The organism is Streptomyces sp. MMG1533, assembly GCF_001279775.1.
Lineage (GTDB): Bacteria > Actinomycetota > Actinomycetes > Streptomycetales > Streptomycetaceae > Streptomyces.
Window position 1 is genome coordinate 55271 of sequence record NZ_LGDG01000216.1, and the last position, 23281, is coordinate 78551.

Genomic DNA, 23281 nt, shown 5'->3' on the forward strand with positions numbered 1-23281 from the left:
AGGAACCGAGGGAACAGTCATGGCCAACACCGAAACCACACTCAAAGAAGCACTCGCCTCCATCGAGGGCGCCACCGGCGTCGCGCTCGTCGACTACACCAGCGGCATGGCGCTGGGCACGATGGGCGGCAGCAAGAGCTTCGACCTCAATGTCGCCGCCGCCGGCAACACCGACGTGGTCCGCTCCAAGATGCGCACCATGGAGCACCTCGGGCTCAAGGGCCAGATCGAGGACATCCTGATCACGCTGTCCGACCAGTACCACCTGCTACGGCTGATCAGCGGCCGCGGCGGAAACGGTCTCTTCCTCTACCTGGTGCTGGACGCCAAGCGGGCCAACCTGGCGATGGCCCGCCACCAGCTGAAGAAGATCGAAGAGGACCTGGAGGTCTGAGGAGTCCGGCTAGACGAGGGCCGCGGTGCGGCGGCGTGCTCCCCCCGGGGCCGCGTCGCCCGCCGCGATACCCGTGCTGCGGTAGGCCTTGACCGTCTTGCCGGCCGGACGGCCGCCGTTCGCGGCGAGCCAGTCGACGCGCACCCACAGCAGCGCGTCCTCGGCCCGCTCGCGCCGTCCGAGCCAGGCGGCCTTCAGTCGCAGCCCGGTACCGCAGCCTGCGAGCAGCATGCCGCCCGCGGCGGGCACGGCGAACGCGCTGCCCAGCGCGGCGGCGAAGGCGAGCAGCAGCCACCAGCGGTGTCCCCGGCGCCAGTTGCGCGCACTCACCGCACGGTCCTGGAGCACGTCGTGCTTCCCGGCACGCACGGCCGAGCGCGCCAGCCCGACGAACCGCTTACGGCCGCGGCAGGCCACCACGGCCGCGGCGACGAGGAACAGGACCGCCCCGGCCATCACCCCGATCCGTCGGCCCGTGATGCCCGGCACCAGCACGCCGATGCCCGCCGCGACCACGCCGAGCCACCACATCGGCGCGGCTCCGGCCCGTACGACGACGGCCACCCGGGCCAGACCCTGACCTCCGCGACCTTCGCGAACTCCGCGTGACACGATCCGCCTCCTCGTCGCTCAGCACGTTTTCTGGTCGCGCAGATTAGCGAGCGAACGTGAGACGAGTCTTAGAGCACGCCCAAGTCATTTCCCGGAACCCGCCGAATCACTTCCTGGAACGCGCCGAGGTCACCGTCACTCGACGAACAGCCCCCGAGCCGCCGCCCTCGCGTCGAACTCCTCCAGCCGCGCCTGCGCGTCCGGCAGGTCGTCGCACATCGCCTCCAGCAGTACCCGGCCCAGGAGCATCGGCGCGCAGGCCGTGTCGAAGGCGAGGCCGGTGCCGACGGCGGCCGGCAGCAGCAGGTCGGACACCTTGGCGACCGGCGCGAAGGCCGAGTCCGCGACGCTGACGACCGTCAGGCCCGCCTGCTTGGCGTACGCCAGGGTGTCCACGACCTCACGCGGGTGCCGGGGCAGCGCGAAGCACAGCAGCGTCGAGGCGCCCGCGCGCACGGCGGCGTCGATCCGGTCGTGGATCATCGTGCCGCCCTCGTCGAGCAGCCGTACGTCCGGGTGGACCTTGGCGGCGAAGTACGCGAAGCCGTACGCCTGCGAGGCCGCCGCGCGCAGCCCGAGCACGGGGAGCGGGCGGGAGGCCGCGAGGAGCCGGCCCGCCTTCTGCACGGGCCGCGGGTCGGCCAGCACCTCCGCGAGGTGCCGCAGGTTCTCGATCTCGGCCTCCACGGCCTGCTGGTACTCGTTGTACGACGCCGCGGCCGCCGTCTGTTCGGTGGGCGCGACCTCGCGCAGGTGCTTGCGCAGGGCGGGGTACCCGTCGAAGCCGAGGGCGACCGCGAAGCGGGTGACGGAGGGCTGGCTGACTCCGGCCACTTCGGCCAGCTCCACGCTGGACAGGAACGGCACGTCGGCGGCCCGCCGCACCATGCTGTGCGCGATGCGCCGCTGGGTCGGCGTCAGCCGGTGCCCCTCGAACAGCGCCTGCAGCCGCGCGGCGGGGCTGTCCGGCACGGCCGCACTCCGGTCCGGCACCTCAGCGTTCCCGTCCGGCACACCAGCGTTCCCGTCCGGCACACCCGCGCCCCTCTCCGTGTCCACCGCACCCGTCTCCGTGTCCGCGCTCATGCCTCGCTCCCCCTCCAGATGTCCGTGAACCGGTCGAGCAGTGCGGCCGCCGCCGTCACGTCGTGCGTGAGCGGCCGGTCGGTCGGGTCCTCGTCGAGCACCGACTCGGCGAGCTCCTGCGCGCGGCCCACCGGAAGGTCCGGGTCGGGCCTCAGGTCGCGCTGGCGCAGCGCCCGTACGGCGGCGACGAGTTCGCAGCCGACGACGAGCCGGTACGCACCGCACGCGCGCAGGGTCTGACGTGCGGCGAGCGAGGCGAAGCTGGCCTGTTCCTCGACGCCTCGGGAGAGTACAGCGTGCCCGAGCGAGGCGGGCGCGGAGAAGGCCCGCAGGTCGCCGAGGGCGGCCCCGGCGGCGTACTCCAGGATCATCACGCCGGAGGAGGCGGGCTCCTGGTCGGCGAGGAAGGGCCGCAGCCTCGTGAACCCGGGCTCGTTCAGGGACGACAGCCGGGACGTCGACAGCCGCGCCACCTGCGTCATCGCCAGCCTGAAGTGGTCCAGGGCGAGGGCGAGTTGGGCCTGGTAGAAGCCGCCGTGGTGGTAGGCGGCCAGGTCCTCGGCGCAGATGAGGGGGTTCTCGGCGGCGGCGTTGATCTCTATCGCGAGGACCTCCTCCAGGGCGTCGGCGGCGTCGTGGGCCGGGCCGTGGATCTGGGGCAGGCAGCGGAAGCCGTACGGGTCCTGGATCCGGCCGAGCGGCGGGGTCGGCCGGTCGGCGGCGCCGATCAACTCCCGCATCCGGCGGGCGACTTCGCTGGAGCCGCGGTGCGGGCGGGCGGCGTGCACGGGGGCGGCGTACGCCTCGTGCGAGCCGTCGACGGCCAGCAGGGAGAGGGCGCCGACGACCTGGGTGGCTTCCACCAGCCCGCGCAGTTCGTGCAGGGCGAGGGCGGCCTGGCCGAGGGTGAGGGCGTTGCTGCTGATGAAGGCCAGGGCGTCGTTGTTGTCGAGGGGCTGCGCCTCGGGGGCGCCCGCCCCTCGCCAGGGGTGCTCTCCGGCCAGTGCGAGGCCGGCCTGGGCGAGGGCGGCGATGTCCCCGGTGCCGACGGACCCGAACTCGTTCACCACGGGATACGCGCCGCTCTCCAGCGCCTCGCACAGGGCCGTGACGACGGTGGGCCTGAGGCCCGCGCCGCCGGCCAGCAGCTGGTTGGCGCGGACGGCGAGCATGGCGCGTACCTGCCGGGCCGGGAGCTCCTCGCCGATGGCACCGGCATGGCTGCGCAGGAGCCGCAGGCCGTGCTCGGCGGCGGCCTCGGTGGGAACGTCCTCGTTCCGGTTGGCGCCGACGCCGGTGGAGCGGCCGTAGACGCGTCCGGTCGCGGCGATCCGGCGGGCGGCGTCCCAGGATTCCTCGACGCGCCGCACCCCTTCGCTCCCCGGGACCGGCCGCGCGGCCCCGTCGGCGAGGCGCACGACGTCCTCGACGCCGAGCCCCACACCGTCGAGGACCACAAGAGCGGAGCCCGCAGCCCGCGGCATGTCCACGATCCGAGACGACATCAAGCCCAAAACCTCCTCAACACGGACACCTGGTCTTGCTTGCCGGTCATCCGTTACCTCGGATTAACACCCGGGCGTTGACAACCTATTCATCTACCGAGAACTCTGCATGACGTTATACAGCCGGGCAAGGGACAACTCATGATCCAGTTCGATGCGGTCCACAAGCGCTTCCCCAACGGCACGACAGCAGTCCACGACCTCTCCCTCGACATGCCGGAAGGCGGCGTGACCGTCCTCGTCGGATCCTCCGGTTGCGGCAAGACGACCACCCTGCGGATGATCAACCGAATGGTCGAGCCGACCTCCGGCACCATCCGCGTCGGCGGCAAGGACGTGACGCGGCAGGACGCCGCCGAACTGCGGCGCTCCATCGGGTACGTCATCCAGCAGTCGGGCCTCTTCCCGCACCGTACGGTGCTCGACAACATCGCGACCGTGCCACTGCTCCTCGGCCACGGCCGTCGCAGGGCACGGGCCCGGGCGGCCGAGCTCCTCGAAACCGTCGGCCTGACCGCCGAGGCCGGCCGCCGCTACCCGCACCAGCTCTCCGGCGGCCAGCAGCAGCGCGTCGGCGTGGCCCGCGCGCTCGCCGCCGACCCGCCCGTGCTGCTCATGGACGAGCCGTTCGGTGCGGTCGACCCGGTGGTACGCGCCCAGCTCCAGGACGAACTGCTGCGGCTCCAGAGGGAGTTGAGCAAGACCATCGTCTTCGTCACGCACGACATCGACGAGGCGGTACGGCTCGGCGACCGCATCGCGATCTTCCGCACCGGCGGTCACCTGGTGCAGTGCGCCTCCCCCGCCGAGCTCCTCGCCCGCCCGGCCGACGACTTCGTCGCCGACTTCCTCGGCGCGGAGCGGGGCCTCAAACTGCTCTCGCTGAAGACCCTCGCGGACGTCCCGCAGGGCCCGGCCCCCGAGGACGGCACCTGGGCCCTCGTCCTCGACGCGGCGAACAAGCCGGTCCACTGGGCGTCGAAGGACGCCGAGATCCCCGTACGACCGCTCAAGGACGACGATTCGCTGCTCGCCGCGCTCAACGAGTCCGTCGCCTCCCCGGGCGGCCTGATCGCCCGCGTCGACGCCGACGGCGTCCTCACCGGCGTCTCGTCCCGCGACGACATCCACACCCACGCGGGCCAGGCCCACACCGAGGCCCGCGCGCAGACGGGTGTGGCCGCATGACCATCGACTGGTCGTGGATATCCGGCCACACCGACGACCTGACCACCCTCACGGTCTCCCACCTCCAGGCGGCCCTGACCGCGGTCTTCTTCGGCCTGCTGATCAGTCTCCCCCTCGCGGTGATCGCCCACCGGGTCCGTCCGCTGCGCGGCTTCCTGCTCGCCGCGTCGAACGTCCTGTTCACGATCCCCTCGATCGCGATCTTCGTGCTGCTGCTGCCGGTCAGCGGCCTCACCCGCACCACGACCGTGATCGGCCTGACCGTCTACACCCTGGTCGTCCTGCTCCGGAACACGGTCGAGGGCCTCGACTCGGTCCCCGCGAAGACGAAGGAGGCCGCGAAGGCGATGGGCACCCGCCCCCTGCGCACGCTCCTCACCGTCGAGTTCCCGCTCGCCCTCCCCGTGATCATGGCGGGTGTCCGGATCGCGACGGTCATGTCCATCTCCCTGGTCTCCGTCGCGACCTACATCGGTGACGGCGGCCTCGGCCAGCTCTTCACCGACGGCTTCCAGCGCGACTACCCGACCCCGGTGATCGTGGGAGTGGTCCTCACCCTCCTCCTCGCCGTCGTCGCGGACGCGCTGCTGGTCGCCCTCCAGTACGTCCTCACCCCGTGGAAGAGGCGGCGAGCCTGAGATGTACGAACTCTTCACGAACCTCGGCGGCTGGCTGACCAGCGGCGCCCAGTGGTCCGGCTCGGACGGCATCGCCCACCGCCTCGCCGAACACCTCCAGTACTCACTCATCGCCACCCTCATCGCGACCGCCATCGGCCTCCCCCTGGGCCTGCTGATCGGCCACACCGGCAAGGGCGCGTTCCTCGCGATCAACCTCGCGTCGTTCGGCCGCGCCCTGCCGACCGTGGGCCTGGTCGTCCTGGTCTTCCTGGCCGGCGGCCTGTCCATGACTCCGGTCTACGTCTCCCTGGTCGCCCTCGCCGTCCCGGCGATCGTCACCAACACCTACGCCGGCATGACCGCCGTCGACCCGGACGTGAAGGACGCGGCGCGCGGGCAGGGCATGCGCGGCCACCAGGTCCTGTTCCAGGTGGAGTTGCCGCTCGCCCTCCCCCTGATCATGACGGGCCTGCGCCTGGCACTCATCCAGGTGGTGGCCACGGCCACGATCGCCGCCTACGTCTCCTTCGGCGGCCTGGGCCGCTACGTCTTCGACGGCCTCGCCCAGCGCGACCTCGTGCAGGTGCTCGGCGGCGCGGTGCTGGTGGCCGCGATGGCCGTCGTCCTGGACCTGGGCCTCGCCGTCCTCCAGCGCTACCTCTTCCTCCCCCACTCTCGGCTTCGCTCGAGCGGGGGGACCCCCATCCGCACCGCCAAGGGAACCCCCGAATGAATCGTCGTACGCTCCTCGGCGGCCTGTTCGCGGCCGCCTCCGTCCCCGCCCTCTCCGCCTGCGCGAGCGGCATCACCTCGCTCGACAGCCAGGGCACCACCTCCGGTGGCGGCGGCTCCAGCAAGGGCGGGGTCATCATCGGCACCGCCAACTTCACCGAGAACCAGGTGCTGGGATACCTCTACGCCGCGGTGCTCCAGGGCGCCGGCGTGAAGACCACCGTCCGCCCCAACCTCGGCACCCGGGAGATCCTCATCCCCGCCCTCAAGGGCGGCGACATCGACCTCCTCCCCGAGTACCAGGGCGCCCTCCTGCACTACCTCGCCCCGAAGGCGACGGCGACCGAGGAGGGCGAGATGCAGAACGCCCTCGCCATCGCCCTCCCCGCCGGCCTCCAGGTGCTGCCCTACGGCATGGCCGAGGACTCGGACGCCTTCGTCGTCACCCGGCAGACCGCGAAGAAGTACGGCCTGGCCTCCCTCGCCGACCTCAAGAAGCAGAACGGCAGGCTGGTCATCGGCGCCGCGCCCGAGGTGAAGACACGCCAGGTGGGCGTGGTGGGTCTGAAGGACGTGTACGGGGTGGAGTTCAAGGAGTTCAAGTCCCTCGACTCCTCCGGCCCGTTGGTCAAGGGCGCCCTGAAGAAGGGCGACGTGGACGTGGCGAACCTCTTCACCACCGACACCGACATCCAGGCCAACGACTGGGTGGTCCTGACCGACCCCGAGAACCTCGTCCCGGGCCAGCACGTCGTCCCCCTCATCGCCGACCGCAAGGCCGACTCCACCGTCCGCAAGGCCCTCGCCGAACTCGGCAACGTCCTGACCACGGAAGACCTCACCGAGCTCAACCGCCGGGTGGACAAGGACAAGAAGGATCCCAAGGACGTGGCGAACGCGTACGCCGAGCAGCACCGGCTGGCACAACGGGCCTGAGCACCCCCGTCCGAACAGGGGGGCTAACCCCAGTGCGACAGGCGTCCGGGCTCCTTAACGTGGATCGCATGACCGGAATGGACGCGCGGGACACGGAACTCAAGAAGGAACTCGACGCCACCCTGCAGGCGCGCAGGGAACTGGGCGTGGAGTACGAGTCCGCGCTGGTCGACTCGTTCCTGGAGAAGGTCGACCAGCGGATCGACGGCGCCGTGGAGCGCCGGTTGCGTCGGCAGATGGCCGAGCAGCAGATGGTGGTGGCCCGGGGCTCCCGGTCGCCGAAGCCGACCGACTCCTGGGGCGAGCGCTTCGGCTTCGGCATCGTCTCGCTGGTGCTGGCGATCCCGCTGTCCGCGATCGGCGGCGGCGTCGCCCACCTGCCGGGGCTGCTCGTCGCCTGGATCGGCATCGTCGGGGTGAACGCCGTCCAGGTGGCCCGCAGCAACCCGGGCCTGTTCCGTGGCCGCAGGCGTGGGTCGTCCCAGGACAGCGACTGGGAGAACTGACCGGCCCACTCGGGTGGGCTGAGAGGTCCCGGAAAAAAGCTATGCGCGGGGACCGCCGCACCCCCGTTGCCGGGGGGCGGGACGACGGCGGTCCCCGCGAGGGACGCGCGCCGGGTCAGGGCCAGACTGCGCGTCCTGGGCGTCTGTGGAGGTCCGGGAGCCGCTCCGGAGGTCCGTGACGCCGTTTCGGTGCCGGCTGGGGCGGGGAGCCGCTCCCGCCCTGCCGACATCCACTAATGTGCCGGACCCGTGTTAAGCGAGTGCTGCGCGGACGTGACGCGCTCGTACCACTTCTGCGAAGTCCACCGATCGGGCGGCCGACCGCAAGTCCGCCGTGGCCACGCCCCGTTCACCGGACGTTTGCCGCTACTTCCCGCCCTTGGCGAGGAAGGCCAGCAGGTCCTGCCGGCTGATCACTCCGGTCGGCTTGCCCTCGACGAGGACGATCGCCGCGTCGGCCGCGCCCAGTACGGACATCAGGTCGGCGACCGGCTCGCCGGAACCGACCTGGGGCAGCGGGGCGGACATGTGCTTCTCCAGCGGGTCGTCGAGCGAGGCCCGCTGGGTGAACAGGGCGTCGAGCAGCTCGCGTTCGACCACGGAGCCGACGACCTCGGCGGCCATCACGTCCGGGTGACCGGCGCCGGGCTTGACGATCGGCATCTGCGAGACGCCGTACTCGCGCAGCACCTCGATGGCCTGGCCGACGGTCTCGTCCGGGTGCATGTGGACGAGGGACGGCATGGCGCCGTGCTCCTTGTCGTTCAGTACGTCGGCGACGCGGGCGCTGGGGCCCTCGTCCTCGAGGAAGCCGTAGTCGGCCATCCACTCGTCGTTGAAGATCTTGCTGAGGTAGCCGCGGCCGCTGTCGGGGAGGAGGACGACCACGACATCGTCCTCACCGAGCCGCTCGGCGACCTCCAGCGCCGCGACGACGGCCATGCCGCAGGAGCCGCCCACCAGCAGGCCCTCCTCCTTGGCCAGTCGGCGGGTCATCTGGAAGGAGTCCTTGTCCGACACCGCCACGATCTCGTCGGCGACGGTCCGGTCGTAGGCGGTGGGCCAGAAGTCCTCACCGACACCCTCGACGAGATACGGCCGTCCCGAGCCGCCGGAGTAGACGGAGCCCTCGGGGTCGGCGCCGACGACCTGCACCCTGCCGTCGCTGGCGTCCTTCAGGTAGCGGCCCGTACCGGAGATGGTGCCGCCCGTGCCCACACCCGCCACGAAGTGGGTGATCCGCCCCTCCGTCTGCTCCCACAGCTCGGGGCCGGTCGAGTGGTAGTGGGAGAGCGGGTTGTTCGGGTTGGAGTACTGGTCGGGCTTCCACGCGCCCGGCGTCTCACGGACCAGCCGGTCGGAGACGTTGTAGTAGGAGTCGGGGTGCTCCGGGTCCACGGCGGTGGGGCAGACGACGACCTCGGCGCCGTACGCCCGCAGCACGTTGATCTTGTCGGTGCTCACCTTGTCGGGGCACACGAAGATGCACTTGTACCCCTTCTGCTGGGCCACGATGGCCAGCCCGACACCCGTGTTTCCGCTGGTCGGCTCGACGATCGTGCCGCCGGGCTCGAGCGCCCCGCTCTCCTCCGCGGCCTCGATCATGCGCAGGGCGATGCGGTCCTTCACGGAACCGCCCGGGTTGAAGTACTCCACCTTGGCCAGGACGGTCGCCCGAATGCCCTTGGTCACGCTGTTGAGCCTCACCAGCGGGGTGTTGCCGACGAGGCTGATCATCGAGTCGTGGAATTGCACCGTTGTCTCCGGATGCTTGCAAAAGAAGTGGTCGTGATTGTTCCGCCAGCCTATGACCTCCCAGGGATCCGTGACGGTCGTTCACTCCCCGTTGAGATTGGGCGACGGTCCGTACGGGGCAAGGAGTGGATGTACGGACACGAGGAGGTGGCGGCGACGCATGACGAGCATGTCGAGGGCGAGGGTGGCCCGGCGGATCGCGGCCGGCGCCGCGTACGGCGGCGGTGGGATCGGTCTGGTCGGCGCGGCGGCCATCGGTCTGCTGCTGGCGGAGGTGCAGCTGGCCAAACGTCAGGTGCGCAACGGCAATGGCAACGGCAATGGGGCGACGCCGCACGTCCCGCAGGCGGAGGGCCGGTACGGCAGTTCCTACACCGTCCCCGGCGAACCGCCCCTGCGCCTGGTGATGCTGGGCGACTCCACGGCCGCCGGCCAGGGCGTCCACCGGGGCGGACAGACGCCGGGCGCGCTGCTGGCGTCGGGCCTGGCGGCGGTGGCGGAACGCCCGGTGGTACTCCGTAACGTCGCCCTCCCCGGGGCGACCTCCGACGACCTGGACCGCCAGGTGGCGCTGGCCCTGGCGGACCCGGCCCAGATCCCCGACGTCTGCGTGATCATGATCGGCGCGAACGACGTGACCACCCGGATGCCGCCGACCCGCTCGGTACGTCATCTGGCGGCGGCGGTACGACGGCTGCGCACGGCCGGCGCGGAGGTCGTGGTCGGCACCTGCCCCGACCTGGGCACGATCGAGCCCGTGCAGCAGCCGCTGCGCTGGCTGGCCCGCCGGGCCTGCCGGCAGCTGGCGGCCGCCCAGACGATCGGCGCGGTCGAACAGGGCGGCCGTACGGTGTCGCTGGGCGACCTGCTGGGCCCCGAGTTCGAGGCGAACCCGCGCGAGCTGTTCGGCCCGGACAGCTACCACCCTTCGGCGGAGGGCTACGCCACGGCGGCGATGGCGGTCCTTCCCACGGTCTGCGCGGCCCTGGGCCTGTGGCCCGCGGAAGAGGAGCGCCCGGACGCCTCCCGCCGCGAGGGCTTCCTGCCGGTCGCGCGAGCCGCCGCGGAGGCGGCGTCGGAGGCCGGCACGGAGGTCACGGCGGCGATGTCGACGGGCCCGAAGGGACCGTGGGCACTGCTCAAGCGCCGCCGTCGCCGGCGGGTCCCGGTGTCGGAGCCGACCCCGATCTCCCCGTCCTCCTGAACGGGGTGCACGTTCCTGGGGGCTCCGCCCCCGGACCCCCGGGCCTTCGCCCACCCACCACCCGACTCGGTGGGTCGAGAGCCGGCCCTTTCAACCGACCGAGACGGGTGGTGGGTGGGCATAGGCCCGGGGGTCCAGGGGGCGGAGCCCCCTGGCGGGATCGAAGGGGCGGAGCCCCTGGGACGGGACGGGCAGGGGCGGCGGGGGCGAGAAAAGCAAGCGCTTAGAAAACTGCGGCCAGGGTCACACCGCGATACCCGTGACCGAGCCCATACGTACGGGTAACTTCCCACACAGCCCTGCCAGACCCCCCGGTATGCCAATGGAGCCGTTGATGCCCGAAGCCGTGATCGTCTCGACCGCCCGCTCCCCCATCGGCCGCGCCTTCAAGGGCTCCCTCAAAGACCTGCGCCCCGACGACCTGACCGCCACGATCATCCAGGCCGCGCTCGCCAAGGTCCCCGAGCTGGACCCGAGGGACATCGAGGACCTGATGCTCGGCTGTGGTCTGCCCGGCGGCGAGCAGGGCAACAACCTCGGCCGTATCGTCGCCGTGCAGATGGGCATGGACCACCTCCCCGGCTGCACGATCACCCGTTACTGCTCCTCCTCTCTGCAGACGAGCCGCATGGCCCTGCACGCCATCAAGGCCGGCGAGGGCGACGTCTTCATCTCGGCCGGCGTCGAGATGGTCTCCCGCTTCGCCAAGGGCAACTCCGACAGCCTCCCGGACACGCGCAACCCGTTCTTCGCCGAGGCCGAGGCCCGTACCGCCGCCGTCGCGGAGCAGGAGGGCACCACCTGGCACGACCCGCGCGAGGACGGCCTCGTCCCGGACGCCTACATCGCGATGGGCCAGACCGCCGAGAACCTGGCTCGCACGAAGGGCGTCACCCGCCAGGACATGGACGAGTTCGGCGTCCGCTCCCAGAACCTCGCCGAGGAAGCCATCAAGAACGGCTTCTGGGAGCGCGAGATCACCCCGGTGACCCTCCCGGACGGCACGGTCGTCTCCAAGGACGACGGCCCGCGCGCCGGCGTCACACTGGAGGGCGTCCAGGGCCTCAAGCCGGTCTTCCGCCCCGACGGCATGGTCACCGCCGCCAACTGCTGCCCGCTGAACGACGGTGCCGCCGCGCTCGTCATCATGAGCGACACCAAGGCCCGCGAGCTCGGCCTGACCCCGCTCGCCCGCATCGTGTCGACCGGCGTCTCCGGCCTCTCCCCCGAGATCATGGGCCTCGGCCCGGTCGAGGCGTCCCAGCAGGCCCTGCGCCGCGCCGGCCTCTCCATCGACGACATCGACCTGGTCGAGATCAACGAGGCGTTCGCCGCCCAGGTGATCCCCTCCTACCGCGACCTCGGCATCGACCCCGACAAGCTGAACGTCAACGGCGGCGCCATCGCGGTCGGCCACCCCTTCGGCATGACCGGCGCCCGCATCACCGGCACGCTCATCAACTCCCTCCAGTTCCACGACAAGCAGTTCGGCCTGGAGACGATGTGCGTCGGCGGCGGCCAGGGCATGGCGATGGTCATCGAGCGCCTGAGCTGATCAACCTCCGGTAGCCGTACGGGAACCCAGCGTCACCAATAGGCCCAGAACCCTTGAACCACCAGGGTTCTGGGCCGATTTGTGATCCAATCTCCCCCAGGATGTGACCTATCTCCCTCGGGAGGGGGATTTACGCAGGTCAAGCCACTTCAGCAGCGAGCCCCGGGCCCAAAGTCCTGTCCGTTTCGTGACGTTACGCACTGACAGCTGGATGGTCCGCCCTTCAAGCTGATGTAGGAAGTCGGGGGTCGACTTTGAACCGGGAGTACGTCAGTGAGCGCCATGCCGATCGCCTTGTTGGTCACCACGGCCGCCACGGGCGCCGTGGGCGTCGCCGTCCTGCGCACCCTCATGGTGCTGCGCCGACAGGTCGCCGCCCTGCACGCCGAGCTCGCCGAGGGCAACGCCGCAGCGGCGCGGGGTCGCGTGCCGGCCGCCCGCCACTCCGCCGACGTCGACGAGATACGGGCCGCCGTGGCCGAGGCGCTCGCCGAGGAACGTGAGCGCGAACTCGCCGAGGCGCGAGCCTTCTGGGCCGCACAGGAGGCCCGTGACGCCTCTGACGCGCCCTCGCTGCTGGGCCTGCCCGACAGCGAGCTGTTCCTGCCCCGGCAGGCCGATTTCGTGGGCCTGGAGCCGGTCGCCGAGCACGGCGCCGACGCCGACGAGTGCGCTGGGGGTACAGGGGGAGAGTCCGCCGAACTGGCCGCGGCCCGCCGCCGCCACCCCTCCCACCCGGACTTCGTCCCGGTCGCGTCACCGGTCGTGAACGACCACGAGCGCACGGTGGCCACGCTGGAGGAACTGGCGGCGTCCCAGGTCGAACTGGCCGATGTCCGCCCCGGCCCGCTGGGCACCCTCGACGTCTACGTCTTCGCCGACGGCACCACCCTCTGCATGACTCCGGGCCACCGCGAAACGGCGGAACGCCTGGCGAAGGCCCTGAGGGCCGGCGAGACACCGACCCTGCTGGGCGGTTCCGGAATCTCGGGCGCGTACACGCTGACGTTCGCGTGCGGCGAGGAGAACGTCTACATCCTGGCGGACAGGGTCATAGCGTCCCTCTAGGCCTCACACGCCGGCCCGCTTCTGCGCCTCCTCCACCAACTGCACGGCATCATCGACCTGGCCCTCGTCCGTGAGTACGAGGGCCAAGTCATGCACGGCAACGGTGATCTGATCAGCCGCGGCGAACATTCCCGCGTCCGGCATCTCCCGAGGCTCGGCCCCGGACGCCTCCAGATCCTGCGCCCACCGAGCAAACTCCCTGGCCAGCCCCAGAGCCTCGGCGGCAGCGCCCCGCTGCAACCGACTCTGCGGTGCGGCCCGAAGACGATCGGCAAAGTGATCCACCGCACGGCACAGACGCGTCGTATCCACCACGCCGCGAGCGTAGGGCCTCACCGAGACTGTTGCCAACGGGCGAACGCTCAGGCACGGTGACCTGAAGGACCGGCTTACATCCCCTTTGCGTCCGGAGGCGCCGATGTCCCACGTCCTCTCCGAGGAGACCCACCGCAACATGCTCGCCCGCATCCCCCACTGCACCGGTCGTGAAGTGTCCGACTGGCTCCGCACTGTCGAAGAAGGCCCTTCTCTCTTCCGCTTCGAGGAGAAGGTCAGCTGGCTTCGCCACGAACACGACCTCGCGTACGGCCACGCGAAGGCGATCGTCCACGAGTACGACCTGAGGAGGGCGGCGCGCAAATTCCTCTAGGCGCGCACCACGGCAAAGGGCCCCGGGACGGAACCCGGGGCCCTTTCACGCACGCGGTGCGTGTCAGTCGCTGCTGTTGAGGATCGCGATGATCCTCAGGAACTCCATGTAGATCCACACCAGCGTCAGCGTCAGCCCGAAGGCCGCCAGCCACGCCTCCTCGCGCGGCGCGCCGTACGCGATGCCGTCCTCGACCTGCTTGAAGTCCAGGGCGAGGAAGCAGGCGCCGAGCAGGATGCCGACGACACCGAAGACCACGCCGAGCGGGCCGCTGCGGAAGCCGAGACCGTCACCGCCGCCGAAGACGGCGAACAGCAGGTTCACCATCATCAGCAGGATGAAGCCGAGCGCGGCCGCCATCACGAAGCCGTAGAACCGGCGGTTGACGCGGATCCAGCCCGCCTTGTAGGCCACCAGCACACCGGCGAAGACCGCCATGGTGCCGATCACGGCCTGCATGGCCGCACCGTCGGCGATCCGGTTGTCGACGATGTTGGAAAGGACGCCGAGGAAGACACCCTCGAAGGCGGCGTACATCAGGATCAGCGCGGGCGACGCCTTGCGCTTGAAGGACTGGACGAAGGCCAGCACCATGCCGATCAGCGCGGCACCGATACCGATGCCGTACGAACGGCCGATGTTCGCGTCGTCGATCGGCAGCAGCGCCCAGGCGAGCGCCGCCGTGACGATCAGGACGCCGAGCGTGGTGCCGGTGCGCAGGACGACGTCGTCCATCGTCATGCGGCCGGTGGTGACCGGGGCCTGCGGCGGTGCGCCCTGCTGAAGGTCCTGCTGCGCGTAGGGGTTCTGCGCGTACGGGTTGCCGGCCTGCGGCTGTGCGTACGGGTTGCCCTGGGTGCCTACAGCTGCTCCCCCGGCCTGCGGCGCGGTGTTGAAGCCCGCGTAGCCGTTGTCGCGGCTGAACCCCCGTCGCGAGAAGACCGGGTTGCTGCTCCTCATTTCACTCCTCCATGGCCACCGTGTGGGCCTTGGGCTCAAGAGTAATAGGTAGGCAAAGGAATGACCCTAGTGCTTGGGGAGGATCTTTCCCTCGTTGTGCTGCGCAACACGCTACGCGGCCCTGCGATTCCCAGCCACGGAGGGCCTCACCCTTGCTCACCCGAAAGGGAAACCCGTGTACCCCTCGGCCAGGTCGGTCTCGGCGGCCCGGGAGGACGCGAGCCGTTCCAGCCGGGCCAGCCGGAGGCGGTCCTCGAAGGGGGTGGCGTCGGGGGCGCGGTGCAGGAGGGTCGTCATGTCGTAGGAGAACCGCTCCGCCTGCCAGACGCGGCTCAGGCAGGTCGCGGAGTACGCGTCGAGCCGTTCCGCCGAACCGGTCTCCCTCTCGTACGTCAGCGCCCTCGCGAAGGTGACGACGTCCCCGACGGCGAGGTTGAGGCCCTTGGCTCCCGTGGGCGGCACGATGTGGGCCGCGTCGCCGGCCAGGAAGAGCCGGCCGTGCCGCATGGGCTCGTGGACGTAGGAGCGCATCGGGGTGACCGACTTCTGGGTGATGGGGCCGCGCTCCAGGCGCCAGCCGTCGGCGGTCTCGAAGCGGCGCTCCAGTTCCGCCCAGATGTCGTCGTCGCTCCACGCCTCGGCGTCCGTGCCCTCCGGCACCTGGAGGTAGAGGCGGGAGACGGACGGCGAGCGCATGGACAGGAGGGCGAAGCCGCGGTCGTGGTGGGCGTAGACCAGCTCGTCGTGGGAGGGCGGGACGTCGGCGAGGATGCCGAGCCACCCGAAGGGGTACGTCCGCTCGAAAGTCCGGGACACCGAGGCGGGGACCGCCTTCCGTGCCACACCCCAGAAGCCGTCGCAGCCGACGACGTAGTCGCACTCCAGGACGTCCTCGCCGCCCTCGCGCCGGAAGCGGACGCGGGGACTGTCGGTGTCGGCGCCCTCGACGGCCAGCGCCTCCGCCTCGAACAGCAGCGGGCCGCCCTCCTTGAGCTGGAGGGCGATGAGGTCCTTGCACACCTCCGTCTGGGCGTAGACCATGACCGACCGGCCGCCGGTGAGGGCGGGGAAGTCGACGCGGTGGCGCTTCTTCGCGTACCGCAGCTCTATGCCGTCGTGGCGCAGGCCCTCGCGGTCCATGCGCTCCCCGGCGCCGGCGGCGCGCAGCACGTCCACCGTGCCCTGTTCCAGGATTCCGGCGCGCTGCCGGTGCTCGACGTAGTCGCGGTCTCGGCTCTCCAGGACGACCGAGTCGATGCCGGCGTTGTGGAGCAGCCGGGCGAGGAGGAGGCCGGCGGGGCCCGCTCCGATGATGCCGACGGTGGTGCGCATCGACCAGCCTCCAGGTTCCGTGTTCACATGCTCGCATGTTCGCGTGGTGAAGTTTTCTTCACTTACTTTCGGACATGAGTTTCCGACCACAGGTACCCGCTGTCAACGGTCGAGCGGTGAACTCTTCAATGGAGGGTGCAGGTGTCCCGAAGTGCCCGGAGCCGGACTTGAACCGGCACGCCCGCGAAGGGGCAGCGAGGTTTAAGCTCGCCGTGTCTGCATTCCACCATCCGGGCAGGCCATGGGCTCCGCATCGAGGTCCCGAGCCTATCGGGATACCTCCCCCCAACATCGGGAGGGCGGACCGATGTTGTCTTATTTTATTGATTCCTGAGGGAGCATCAGTACCCGGAACAGGCCATCCGCACTTGCCAATAGCCTTGCGTGCGGCCCCCGGCCGCGCATGCGGAATGACGGAATTTCACCGTCCGAACGAGGGGGCTCCACCTGTTCTCTGCATGGCGGCCCGCGCGGACGCGCTCGGGCGGCCGTCAGGGGTGGCCGTCAGGGGTGGCTGTCAGGGGTGGCCGTCATCCCCAGGTATGACACCGCGGAGTGTGGTCCGCCCCGAGTCGGCCTTCGGAACCGGAACAGCGGGTGACTACACGGCGGCCCGCGGCCCGGACGATGGATGTCGTCCCTCCGACAAACCCCTCGTCCTCCTGGAGTGCCTTCTCGTGACCACCGCATCCATCGCCGGCCGGGCCACAGCCGTGGCCGCGCGTGCCACGGATCTGTCGAAGATCTACGGACAGGGCGAGACCCAGGTGGTCGCCCTCGACCGGGTCTCCATCGACTTCCGGCAGGCCGAGTTCACCGCGATCATGGGTCCCTCCGGGTCCGGCAAGTCCACCCTGATGCACTGCGTGGCCGGACTGGACACCTTCTCCTCCGGTTCGGTGCGCATCGGCGAGACCGAGCTGGGCTCCTTGAAGGACAAGCAGCTCACCAAGTTGCGCCGGGACAAGATCGGCTTCATCTTCCAGGCGTTCAACCTGCTGCCGACCCTGACGGCCCTGGAGAACATCACGCTCCCGATGGACATCGCGGGCCGCAAGCCGGACAAGCAGTGGCTGGACTCGGTGATCGCGATGGTCGGTCTCGCCGACCGGCTCGGCCACCGCCCCTCCCAGCTGTCCGGCGGCCAGCAGCAGCGCGTCGCCGTGGCCCGCGCCCTGGCGTCCAGGCCCGACATCATCTTCGGCGACGAGCCGACCGGAAACCTCGACTCGCGCGCGGGCGCCGAGGTGCTGGGCTTCCTGCGCAACTCCGTACGGGAGTTGGGGCAGACGGTGGTGATGGTGACCCACGACCCGGTGGCGGCGGCGTACGCGGACCGGGTGGTGTTCCTGGCGGACGGCCGGATCGTGGACGAGGTGTACGGGCCGACGGCCGAGTCGGTGCTGGACCTCATGAAGCAGTTCGACGCGAAGGGCCGTACCAGCTGATGTTCCGCACCGCCCTGCGCAACGTACTCGCGCACAAGGCCAGGCTGCTCATGACCGTGCTCGCCGTGATGCTCGGCGTGGCCTTCGTGTCGGGGACCCTGGTCTTCACCAACACCATCTCCGAGGCCTACCAGAAGAGTTCGGCCAAGGGCTTCGACCAGGTCGACGTCGCCGTCGAGTCCAAGTACCAGGAGAGCAAGGGCGACGCCGTAGGAAAGTCCCCCGAGCTGACGCAGGCACTGCTCGACGAGAGCACGAAGGTGGCGGGGGCAGCCTCCGCCATCGGCGTGGTCAACGGCTTCACGGCCATCGCCGACAAGGACGGCAAGCTGATCGGCGGCGGCTTCCAGTCGCAGGGCGGGAACTACTGGGGCACCAAGGACGCCCGGTATCCGCTGGTCAGCGGGCATGTGCCGAGCGGTGAGGGCGAGGTGCTCATCGACTCGGAGACCGCGAAGCGCGCGGGGTACGAGGTCGGCGACACCGTGCGGCTGTCGGTGAACGGTCCGGTTCTCGACCCGAAGATCACCGGCATCTTCACCACCGACGACGGCAATGTCGCCGCCGGCGGCAGCCTCGCCCTCTTCGACACGGCCACCGCCCAGCGGCTGTTCGGCAAGACGGGCACGTACGACCAGATCGACGTGCAGGCGAAGGCGGGCGTCAGCCAGACCGCGCTGAAGGCGGAGCTGGACAAGGCGCTGCCGAAGGACGCCGTCGAGACCACGACCGGACAGCAACTGGCCGACGACCAGGCGGAGATGATCTCCTCCTCGATGTCCGGCCTGAAGCAGGGACTGCTGGTCTTCGCGGGCATCGCGCTCTTCGTCGGCACGTTCATCATCGCCAACACCTTCACCATGCTGGTCGCCCAGCGCACCAAGGAGCTGGCCCTGCTGCGGGCCGTCGGCGCCTCGCGCCGCCAGGTCACCCGCTCCGTCCTCATCGAGGCGTTCGTGGTCGGCGTGGTCGCCGCGGTGACCGGCCTCGCCGCCGGTATCGGCATCGGGGTGGGGCTGCGGTCGCTGATGGGCTCGCTCGGCGCGACCGTCCCGGACGGACCGCTGATCATCACGCCCGGCACGGTCGGGGCGGCCCTCGCGGTCGGCGTCCTCGTCACCATGCTGGCGGCCTGGCTGCCGGGCCGCAGGGCGGCGAAGATCCCGCCGGTGGCGGCGATGAGCAGCCTGCACGCCACGGCGACCACCAAGTCGCTGGTACTGCGCAACACGCTGGGCGCGCTGTTCTCGGCGGCCGGCATCGCGGTCGTCCTCGCGGCCACGACGATGTCCGGCTCGGACGGCCAGGCCCCCATGGGCCTCGGCGCGGTCCTGCTGATCATCGGCGTCTTCATCCTCACCCCGCTGCTGTCCCGCCCCCTGATCGCGGCCGCGGCACCGGTCCTGCGGGTGTTCGGCGTCTCGGGCAAGCTGGCCCGCCAGAACTCGGTGCGCAACCCGCGCCGTACGGCCGCGACCGCCTCCGCCCTGATGATCGGCCTCACCCTCATCACCGGCATGACGGTGATGGCGGGCAGCCTGCAGAAGTCGATCGACAAGATGGCCTCGGCCGCGATCCGCGCGGACTACGTGGTGTCCATGGCGAACGGCAACGAGCTGTCCCCGGACGTCGAGAAGAAGCTGGGGCAGGTCGACGACGTCACCGCCATCAGCCCGCTGCGCAACGCGCCGTCCCGCATCGACGGCGAGACCGAGTACCTCACCGGCGTCACGGGCAGCACGATCGGCCGGCTCACCGATCTCAAGGTCGACAACGGCGCCTTCGAGGTCGGCGGCGCACAGGTCGTCGTGGACGACAAGACGGCCACGTCGCACGGCTGGAAGGCCGGTTCGACCTTCACCGTCTCCTACGAGGACGGCAAGAAGCAGGAGCTGAGCGTCGCCGGGATATACGAGGGCAACGAGATGATCCAGGGCATCATCCTGGACAACGCCACGCTCTCCCCGCACCAGTCGGACCCGGCCGACATGCAGGTGATGGTCAAGACGTCCGACGGCGCGTCGAGCGCGACGAAGGACGAGCTGGAGAAGGCCCTCGGCTCCAACCCGGCCATCAAGGTCCAGGACAAGAAGGACCTCTCCGACGACATCGCGCAGATGTTCACGCTGATGCTGAACATGGTCTACGGCCTGCTGGCGATGGCCGTGCTCGTCGCGGTCCTCGGTGTCATCAACACCCTGGCCATGTCGGTCTTCGAGCGCTCCCAGGAGATCGGCATGCTCCGCGCGATCGGCCTGGACCGCAAGGGCATCAAGCGGATGGTCCGCCTGGAGTCCCTGGTGATCTCCCTCTTCGGCGGGGTACTGGGCATCGGTCTCGGCGTGTTCTTCGGCTGGGCGGCCGGCGAACTCCTCGGCACGAGCATGGCGACGTACGAACTCGTCCTGCCCTGGGCCCGGATGGCGGTCTTCCTGCTCCTGGCGGCGACGGTCGGCGTCCTGGCGGCCCTGTGGCCGGCCCGGCGGGCGGGACGGCTGAACATGCTGGCCGCGATCAAGTCGGAGTAGCCGTAGAGAGGTTGGGCCCCGTTCCGCGTAGGAGGGAACGGGGCCCTTTCGCCTTGTGCTTGTCTCAGTTCCAGGTACGGGACCGCAGAGGCATTCCGGAGGCGCCGGAGTCCGGTGCCCTGACGGCGAGGACCTGGTTGACGCCGATGCGGTTGTGCTCGAAGGCGAGCGCGGAGGCGGCCATGTACAGCCGCCAGACCCGGGCCCGCCCGGCACCGGCGAGCTGCACCGCACGCGCCCACTCGGCCTCCAGGTTGGTGACCCAGCGGCGCAGCGTGAGGGCGTAGTGCTCGCGGATCGACTCGACGTCACGCACCTCGAAACCGGCGCGTTCGAGCTGGGTGACGGTGGTGCCGACGGGGGCGAGTTCGCCGTCGGGGAAGACGTAGGAGTCGATGAACTCGTCGACGTTGTAGGAGGATTCGTCGCGCCGCGGGGGGCGGGCGATCTGATGGTTGAGCAGCCGCCCACCGGGCTTGAGGAGCCGGTGGAGGACATCGGCGTACTCCAGGTACCGCTCCGCGCCCACGTGTTCGGCCATCCCGACCGAGGAGATCGCGTCGTACGGCCCGTCGGCCACATCCCGGTAGTCCTGTACGCGGATCTCGACCCGGTCGGTGAGTCCCTCGTCGGCGACACGCTTGCGGGCGTAGGCGGCCTGCTCCTGGGAGAGCGTGATGCCGACGACGCTCACGCCGTGCTCGCGGGCGGCGTGGATGGCCATGGAGCCCCAGCCGCAGCCGACGTCGAGGAGACGCCGGCCGGGTGTCAGGCCGAGCTTGCGGGAGATGAGTTCGAGCTTGTCGCGCTGGGCGGCTTCGAGGGTGCCGCCGTCCGCCTCCGGGGCCGACCAGTAGGCACAGGAGTACACCATGCTCGGGCCCAGGACGATCTCGTAGAAGTCGTTGCCGACGTCGTAGTGGTGGCTGATGGCGCGCTTGTCGGTGCCCTTGGTGTGCAGGTGGCGGCGGGGTCTGCGGACCTCCTCGCGGGGCGGGGCGGGCGGCAGCGGGGACCCGGCGAGGACGACGAGTCCGCGTACGGCGGCCCGCACCTCGGGGTCGCGCAGGGCCTGGGCGAGGCTGCGGGCGTCCTCGTCGTGCTCCCAGACGAGGCCCGAAATCAGGTCGAGGCCGGCGTAGAGGTCCCCGTCGATGTCCAGGTCCCCGGCCACCCAGGCGCGGGCGAGGCCCAGCTCACCCGGCTTCCACAGCAGCCGGCGCACGGCCCGGCGATTGCGCACGACGAGTGTGGGCGCGCCCGGCGGCCCCGCCTGCGAACCGTCCCAGGCGCGGATGCGCACCGGTAGCGGTACCCCCAGCAACTGTTCGACGAGGCTCTTCAGCCGCAGGGCGGCGTCTGCCATGGCGTGCACCTCCGTGACGAGGGATCCCGGAATGTCCCATACCCACGTAAACACCTGCGAGGCCCGGCCGCAGTCCCCCGTTCGCGTTACAGCTTCGCAAAATACGTGTACGCCACATAGACCTTGGGGCGGGGGCCACCAGGGGGCGTCCCCACGGGAACGCCGAAGGGGCCGCCCGCACCACGGATGGCGGGCGGCCCCTTCGGGGCGTTCGGTGAGCGGGGGTCAGGAGGCCTTGGCCTGCTCGGCCTTCGGCTTGTCCTCGACCTTGGACTTGCCCTCGGCCTTGCTCGCGGCAGCGACCGGCGCCGGCTTGGCGGCCTCGTAGAACTCCTCGCGCGGAGTCTCCAGGGCACCGAGGGCGACGACCTCACGCTTGAGGAACATGGCGAGCGTCCAGTCGGCGAAGACGCGGATCTTGCGGTTCCACGTGGGCATCGCAAGGCCGTGGTAGCCACGGTGCATGTACCACGCCAGACGGCCCTTGAGCTTGATCTTCATCTTGCCCATGACGATCATCGCGACGCCCTTGTGGAGGCCCAGGCCCGCGACCGCACCCTTGTTGGAGTGCGAGTAGTCCTTCTGCGGGAAGCCCCGCATACCGGAGATCACGTTGTCACCGAGGACCCGCGCCTGACGAAGCGCGTGCTGCGCGTTCGGCGGGCACCAGGCGTTCTCGTTGCCCGCCTTGCGGGCGGCGATGTCCGGAACCTGGGCGTTGTCGCCCGCGGCCCAGATGTAGTCCGTGCCCTTGACCTGGAGCGTCGGCTCGCAGTCGACGTGACCACGAGGGCCGAGCGGCAGGCCGTAGCGGCCGAGGGACGGGTTCGGCTTGACGCCGGCCGTCCACACGATGGTGTTGGAGTCGACCTCGAGGCCGTTCTTCAGCACCACGTGGCCGTCGACGCAGGAGTCCATGGAGGTGGAGAGGTAGATCTCCACGCCCCGGCTCTCCAGGTGCTCCTTGCCGTACTGGCCGAGCTTGGGGCCGACCTCCGGCAGGATCTTGTCGGCGGCGTCGACGAGGACGAAGCGCATGTCCTCGCGGGAGACGTTGGTGTAGTACTTGGCCGCGTCGCGGGCCATGTCCTCGACCTCACCGATGGTCTCCGCACCCGCGAAGCCACCGCCGATGAAGACGAAGGTGAGCGCCTTGCGGCGGATCTCCTCGTCGTTCGTGGAGTCGGCCTTGTCGAGCTGCTCGAGGACGTGGTTGCGCAGGCCGATGGCCTCCTCGATGCCCTTCATACCGATGCCCTGCTCGGCGAGGCCGGGGATCGGGAAGGTGCGGGAGACCGCGCCGAGCGCGATGACCAGGTAGTCGAAGGGCAGCTCGTACGCCTCGCCGACCAGCGGGGCGATCGTGGCGACCTTGCGGTCCTGATCGATGGTGGTGACCCGGCCGGTGAGGACCTCCGCCTTGGGCAGCACGCGTCGCAGCGGGACGACGACGTGGCGCGGGGAGATGCTGCCGGCGGCGGTTTCGGGAAGGAAGGGCTGGTAGGTCATGTACGACCGGGGGTCGACGACCGTGACGGTCGCCTCGCCGTAGCGCATCTTCTTCATGATGCGCCGAGCTGCGTACAGGCCTACGTACCCACCGCCTACTACGAGGATCCTGGGACGCTCCGTGGTGCTCATGCCATCGAGTATCCACCCGCCCCAGGGGGGTCGCTCGTGCGCCCCTTCACAAGCTTCCCGGGGGTGTGTGTTATCCTCCGCCGCTCACGTGATCCACGTCATGGCGCGGAGGGGTAACCGGCGTGTAGGGCGGGACCCTGTCAATGCCGCGTGAGCTGCCTCTCTGGGTCAGAACCCACGCCGTGAGGCCCTCGCG

21 protein-coding genes and 1 tRNA gene are annotated in these 23281 nt (G+C 70.3%); 12 read left to right on the top strand and 10 right to left on the bottom strand.

Annotation, left to right across the window (positions count from 1 at the left end; translation table 11 throughout):
• Positions 1 to 19 precede the first annotated feature (19 nt).
• On the top strand, positions 20 to 394 hold the full coding sequence (locus tag ADK57_RS23325; protein WP_053751466.1) for a hypothetical protein: 375 nt from the start codon (positions 20 to 22) through the stop codon (positions 392 to 394).
• A 9-nt stretch (positions 395 to 403) separates the two neighbouring features.
• Here ADK57_RS23325 and ADK57_RS23330 read toward each other — a convergent pair whose 3' ends face one another.
• The 3 genes from ADK57_RS23330 to ADK57_RS23340 form a co-directional block, all read right to left on the bottom strand.
• Positions 404 to 925 carry a hypothetical protein gene (locus ADK57_RS23330; protein ID WP_234390390.1) on the bottom strand — a complete coding sequence of 174 codons (522 nt, stop codon included), beginning with the start codon at positions 923 to 925 and terminating at the stop codon, positions 404 to 406.
• A 216-nt stretch (positions 926 to 1141) separates the two neighbouring features.
• The gene (locus tag ADK57_RS23335) at positions 1142 to 2092 is read right to left on the bottom strand and encodes a MurR/RpiR family transcriptional regulator (protein WP_234390387.1); all 951 of its coding nucleotides are present in this window, start codon (positions 2090 to 2092) and stop codon (positions 1142 to 1144) included.
• Entirely contained in the window at positions 2089 to 3597 is a 1509-nt protein-coding gene (locus ADK57_RS23340; protein WP_107091625.1) for an aromatic amino acid ammonia-lyase, read from the bottom strand. The genes ADK57_RS23335 and ADK57_RS23340 overlap by 4 nt, the downstream gene beginning before the upstream one ends.
• 141 nt (positions 3598 to 3738) lie before the next feature.
• Here ADK57_RS23340 and ADK57_RS23345 point away from each other — a divergent pair, with 141 nt between their 5' ends.
• The 5 genes from ADK57_RS23345 to ADK57_RS23365 all read left to right on the top strand — a co-directional run bounded on the left by ADK57_RS23345 (position 3739) and on the right by ADK57_RS23365 (position 7579).
• The gene (locus ADK57_RS23345) at positions 3739 to 4785 is read left to right on the top strand and encodes an ABC transporter ATP-binding protein (RefSeq protein WP_053751469.1); all 1047 of its coding nucleotides are present in this window, start codon (positions 3739 to 3741) and stop codon (positions 4783 to 4785) included.
• On the top strand, positions 4782 to 5423 hold the full coding sequence (locus tag ADK57_RS23350) for an ABC transporter permease (protein WP_053751470.1): 642 nt from the start codon (positions 4782 to 4784) through the stop codon (positions 5421 to 5423). Before ADK57_RS23345 ends, ADK57_RS23350 begins: the two co-directional genes overlap by 4 nt.
• A gap of 1 nt (position 5424) precedes the next feature.
• Positions 5425 to 6138, top strand: a complete 714-nt coding sequence (locus ADK57_RS23355) for an ABC transporter permease (RefSeq protein ID WP_053751471.1) — start codon at positions 5425 to 5427, stop codon at positions 6136 to 6138.
• Positions 6135 to 7073 carry an ABC transporter substrate-binding protein gene (locus tag ADK57_RS23360; protein WP_053751472.1) on the top strand — a complete coding sequence of 313 codons (939 nt, stop codon included), beginning with the start codon at positions 6135 to 6137 and terminating at the stop codon, positions 7071 to 7073. The genes ADK57_RS23355 and ADK57_RS23360 overlap by 4 nt, the downstream gene beginning before the upstream one ends.
• A gap of 77 nt (positions 7074 to 7150) precedes the next feature.
• Positions 7151 to 7579, top strand: coding sequence for a hypothetical protein (locus ADK57_RS23365; RefSeq protein ID WP_053751473.1), 429 nt, complete (start codon positions 7151 to 7153; stop codon positions 7577 to 7579).
• 366 nt (positions 7580 to 7945) lie between these two features.
• On the opposite strand, the gene ADK57_RS23370 is transcribed toward ADK57_RS23365, so the two are convergent.
• Positions 7946 to 9334 (bottom strand): cystathionine beta-synthase, encoded by a 1389-nt coding sequence (locus ADK57_RS23370; protein WP_053751474.1) that lies wholly within the window; start codon positions 9332 to 9334, stop codon positions 7946 to 7948.
• A gap of 160 nt (positions 9335 to 9494) precedes the next feature.
• On the opposite strand from ADK57_RS23370, the gene ADK57_RS23375 reads away from it, so the two are divergent.
• From ADK57_RS23375 to ADK57_RS23385, 3 genes are all read left to right on the top strand, one after another.
• The gene (locus ADK57_RS23375) at positions 9495 to 10538 is read left to right on the top strand and encodes an SGNH/GDSL hydrolase family protein (protein ID WP_053751475.1); all 1044 of its coding nucleotides are present in this window, start codon (positions 9495 to 9497) and stop codon (positions 10536 to 10538) included.
• Between the two features lie 334 nt (positions 10539 to 10872).
• Positions 10873 to 12093 (top strand): acetyl-CoA C-acetyltransferase, encoded by a 1221-nt coding sequence (locus ADK57_RS23380; RefSeq protein WP_053751476.1) that lies wholly within the window; start codon positions 10873 to 10875, stop codon positions 12091 to 12093.
• A 273-nt stretch (positions 12094 to 12366) separates the two neighbouring features.
• Complete coding sequence (locus tag ADK57_RS23385) at positions 12367 to 13161, top strand: hypothetical protein (protein ID WP_053751477.1); 795 nt, start codon at positions 12367 to 12369, stop codon at positions 13159 to 13161.
• A gap of 3 nt (positions 13162 to 13164) precedes the next feature.
• Here the strand turns inward: ADK57_RS23385 and ADK57_RS23390 are convergent, their stop codons facing one another.
• Positions 13165 to 13476 carry a hypothetical protein gene (locus ADK57_RS23390; RefSeq protein WP_199830664.1) on the bottom strand — a complete coding sequence of 104 codons (312 nt, stop codon included), beginning with the start codon at positions 13474 to 13476 and terminating at the stop codon, positions 13165 to 13167.
• Positions 13477 to 13579: 103 nt separating this feature from the next.
• Between ADK57_RS23390 and ADK57_RS23395 the strand changes: the two genes are divergently transcribed.
• The gene (locus tag ADK57_RS23395; RefSeq protein ID WP_053751478.1) at positions 13580 to 13810 is read left to right on the top strand and encodes a DUF4287 domain-containing protein; all 231 of its coding nucleotides are present in this window, start codon (positions 13580 to 13582) and stop codon (positions 13808 to 13810) included.
• Between the two features lie 63 nt (positions 13811 to 13873).
• Here the strand turns inward: ADK57_RS23395 and ADK57_RS23400 are convergent, their stop codons facing one another.
• The 3 genes from ADK57_RS23400 to ADK57_RS23410 all read right to left on the bottom strand — a co-directional run bounded on the left by ADK57_RS23400 (position 13874) and on the right by ADK57_RS23410 (position 16338).
• Positions 13874 to 14770, bottom strand: coding sequence for a Bax inhibitor-1/YccA family membrane protein (locus tag ADK57_RS23400; RefSeq protein ID WP_053751479.1), 897 nt, complete (start codon positions 14768 to 14770; stop codon positions 13874 to 13876).
• A 156-nt stretch (positions 14771 to 14926) separates the two neighbouring features.
• Positions 14927 to 16102 carry a 4-hydroxybenzoate 3-monooxygenase gene (locus tag ADK57_RS23405; RefSeq protein ID WP_053751480.1) on the bottom strand — a complete coding sequence of 392 codons (1176 nt, stop codon included), beginning with the start codon at positions 16100 to 16102 and terminating at the stop codon, positions 14927 to 14929.
• A gap of 152 nt (positions 16103 to 16254) precedes the next feature.
• Positions 16255 to 16338: transfer RNA gene (locus tag ADK57_RS23410), tRNA-Leu, on the bottom strand.
• Between the two features lie 441 nt (positions 16339 to 16779).
• On the opposite strand from ADK57_RS23410, the gene ADK57_RS23415 reads away from it, so the two are divergent.
• A complete protein-coding gene (locus ADK57_RS23415) occupies positions 16780 to 17550 on the top strand; it encodes an ABC transporter ATP-binding protein (RefSeq protein ID WP_053751481.1) in 771 nt (256 codons plus the stop codon).
• On the top strand, positions 17550 to 20078 hold the full coding sequence (locus ADK57_RS23420) for an ABC transporter permease (RefSeq protein WP_053751482.1): 2529 nt from the start codon (positions 17550 to 17552) through the stop codon (positions 20076 to 20078). Before ADK57_RS23415 ends, ADK57_RS23420 begins: the two co-directional genes overlap by 1 nt.
• A 64-nt stretch (positions 20079 to 20142) precedes the next feature.
• Here ADK57_RS23420 and ADK57_RS23425 read toward each other — a convergent pair whose 3' ends face one another.
• On the bottom strand, positions 20143 to 21444 hold the full coding sequence (locus tag ADK57_RS23425) for an SAM-dependent methyltransferase (protein WP_053751483.1): 1302 nt from the start codon (positions 21442 to 21444) through the stop codon (positions 20143 to 20145).
• Between the two features lie 225 nt (positions 21445 to 21669).
• Positions 21670 to 23085, bottom strand: a complete 1416-nt coding sequence (locus ADK57_RS23430) for an NAD(P)/FAD-dependent oxidoreductase (RefSeq protein WP_078973294.1) — start codon at positions 23083 to 23085, stop codon at positions 21670 to 21672.
• Positions 23086 to 23281 lie beyond the last annotated feature (196 nt).

What these genes read in the sequence shown, in the direction of transcription:
- ADK57_RS23325 (WP_053751466.1), top strand. Translation starts at nt 20, where the DNA reads ATGGCCAACACCGAAACCACACTCAAAGAAGCACTCGCCTCCATCGAG.
- ADK57_RS23330 (WP_234390390.1), bottom strand. Translation starts at nt 925, where the DNA reads ATGTGGTGGCTCGGCGTGGTCGCGGCGGGCATCGGCGTGCTGGTGCCG.
- ADK57_RS23335 (WP_234390387.1), bottom strand. Translation starts at nt 2,092, where the DNA reads ATGAGCGCGGACACGGAGACGGGTGCGGTGGACACGGAGAGGGGCGCG.
- ADK57_RS23340 (WP_107091625.1), bottom strand. Translation starts at nt 3,597, where the DNA reads ATGTCGTCTCGGATCGTGGACATGCCGCGGGCTGCGGGCTCCGCTCTT.
- ADK57_RS23345 (WP_053751469.1), top strand. Translation starts at nt 3,739, where the DNA reads ATGATCCAGTTCGATGCGGTCCACAAGCGCTTCCCCAACGGCACGACA.
- ADK57_RS23350 (WP_053751470.1), top strand. Translation starts at nt 4,782, where the DNA reads ATGACCATCGACTGGTCGTGGATATCCGGCCACACCGACGACCTGACC.
- ADK57_RS23355 (WP_053751471.1), top strand. Translation starts at nt 5,425, where the DNA reads ATGTACGAACTCTTCACGAACCTCGGCGGCTGGCTGACCAGCGGCGCC.
- ADK57_RS23360 (WP_053751472.1), top strand. Translation starts at nt 6,135, where the DNA reads ATGAATCGTCGTACGCTCCTCGGCGGCCTGTTCGCGGCCGCCTCCGTC.
- ADK57_RS23365 (WP_053751473.1), top strand. Translation starts at nt 7,151, where the DNA reads ATGGACGCGCGGGACACGGAACTCAAGAAGGAACTCGACGCCACCCTG.
- ADK57_RS23375 (WP_053751475.1), top strand. Translation starts at nt 9,495, where the DNA reads ATGACGAGCATGTCGAGGGCGAGGGTGGCCCGGCGGATCGCGGCCGGC.
- ADK57_RS23380 (WP_053751476.1), top strand. Translation starts at nt 10,873, where the DNA reads ATGCCCGAAGCCGTGATCGTCTCGACCGCCCGCTCCCCCATCGGCCGC.
- ADK57_RS23395 (WP_053751478.1), top strand. Translation starts at nt 13,580, where the DNA reads ATGTCCCACGTCCTCTCCGAGGAGACCCACCGCAACATGCTCGCCCGC.
- ADK57_RS23400 (WP_053751479.1), bottom strand. Translation starts at nt 14,770, where the DNA reads ATGAGGAGCAGCAACCCGGTCTTCTCGCGACGGGGGTTCAGCCGCGAC.
- ADK57_RS23405 (WP_053751480.1), bottom strand. Translation starts at nt 16,102, where the DNA reads ATGCGCACCACCGTCGGCATCATCGGAGCGGGCCCCGCCGGCCTCCTC.
- ADK57_RS23420 (WP_053751482.1), top strand. Translation starts at nt 17,550, where the DNA reads ATGTTCCGCACCGCCCTGCGCAACGTACTCGCGCACAAGGCCAGGCTG.
- ADK57_RS23425 (WP_053751483.1), bottom strand. Translation starts at nt 21,444, where the DNA reads ATGGCAGACGCCGCCCTGCGGCTGAAGAGCCTCGTCGAACAGTTGCTG.
- ADK57_RS23430 (WP_078973294.1), bottom strand. Translation starts at nt 23,085, where the DNA reads ATGAGCACCACGGAGCGTCCCAGGATCCTCGTAGTAGGCGGTGGGTAC.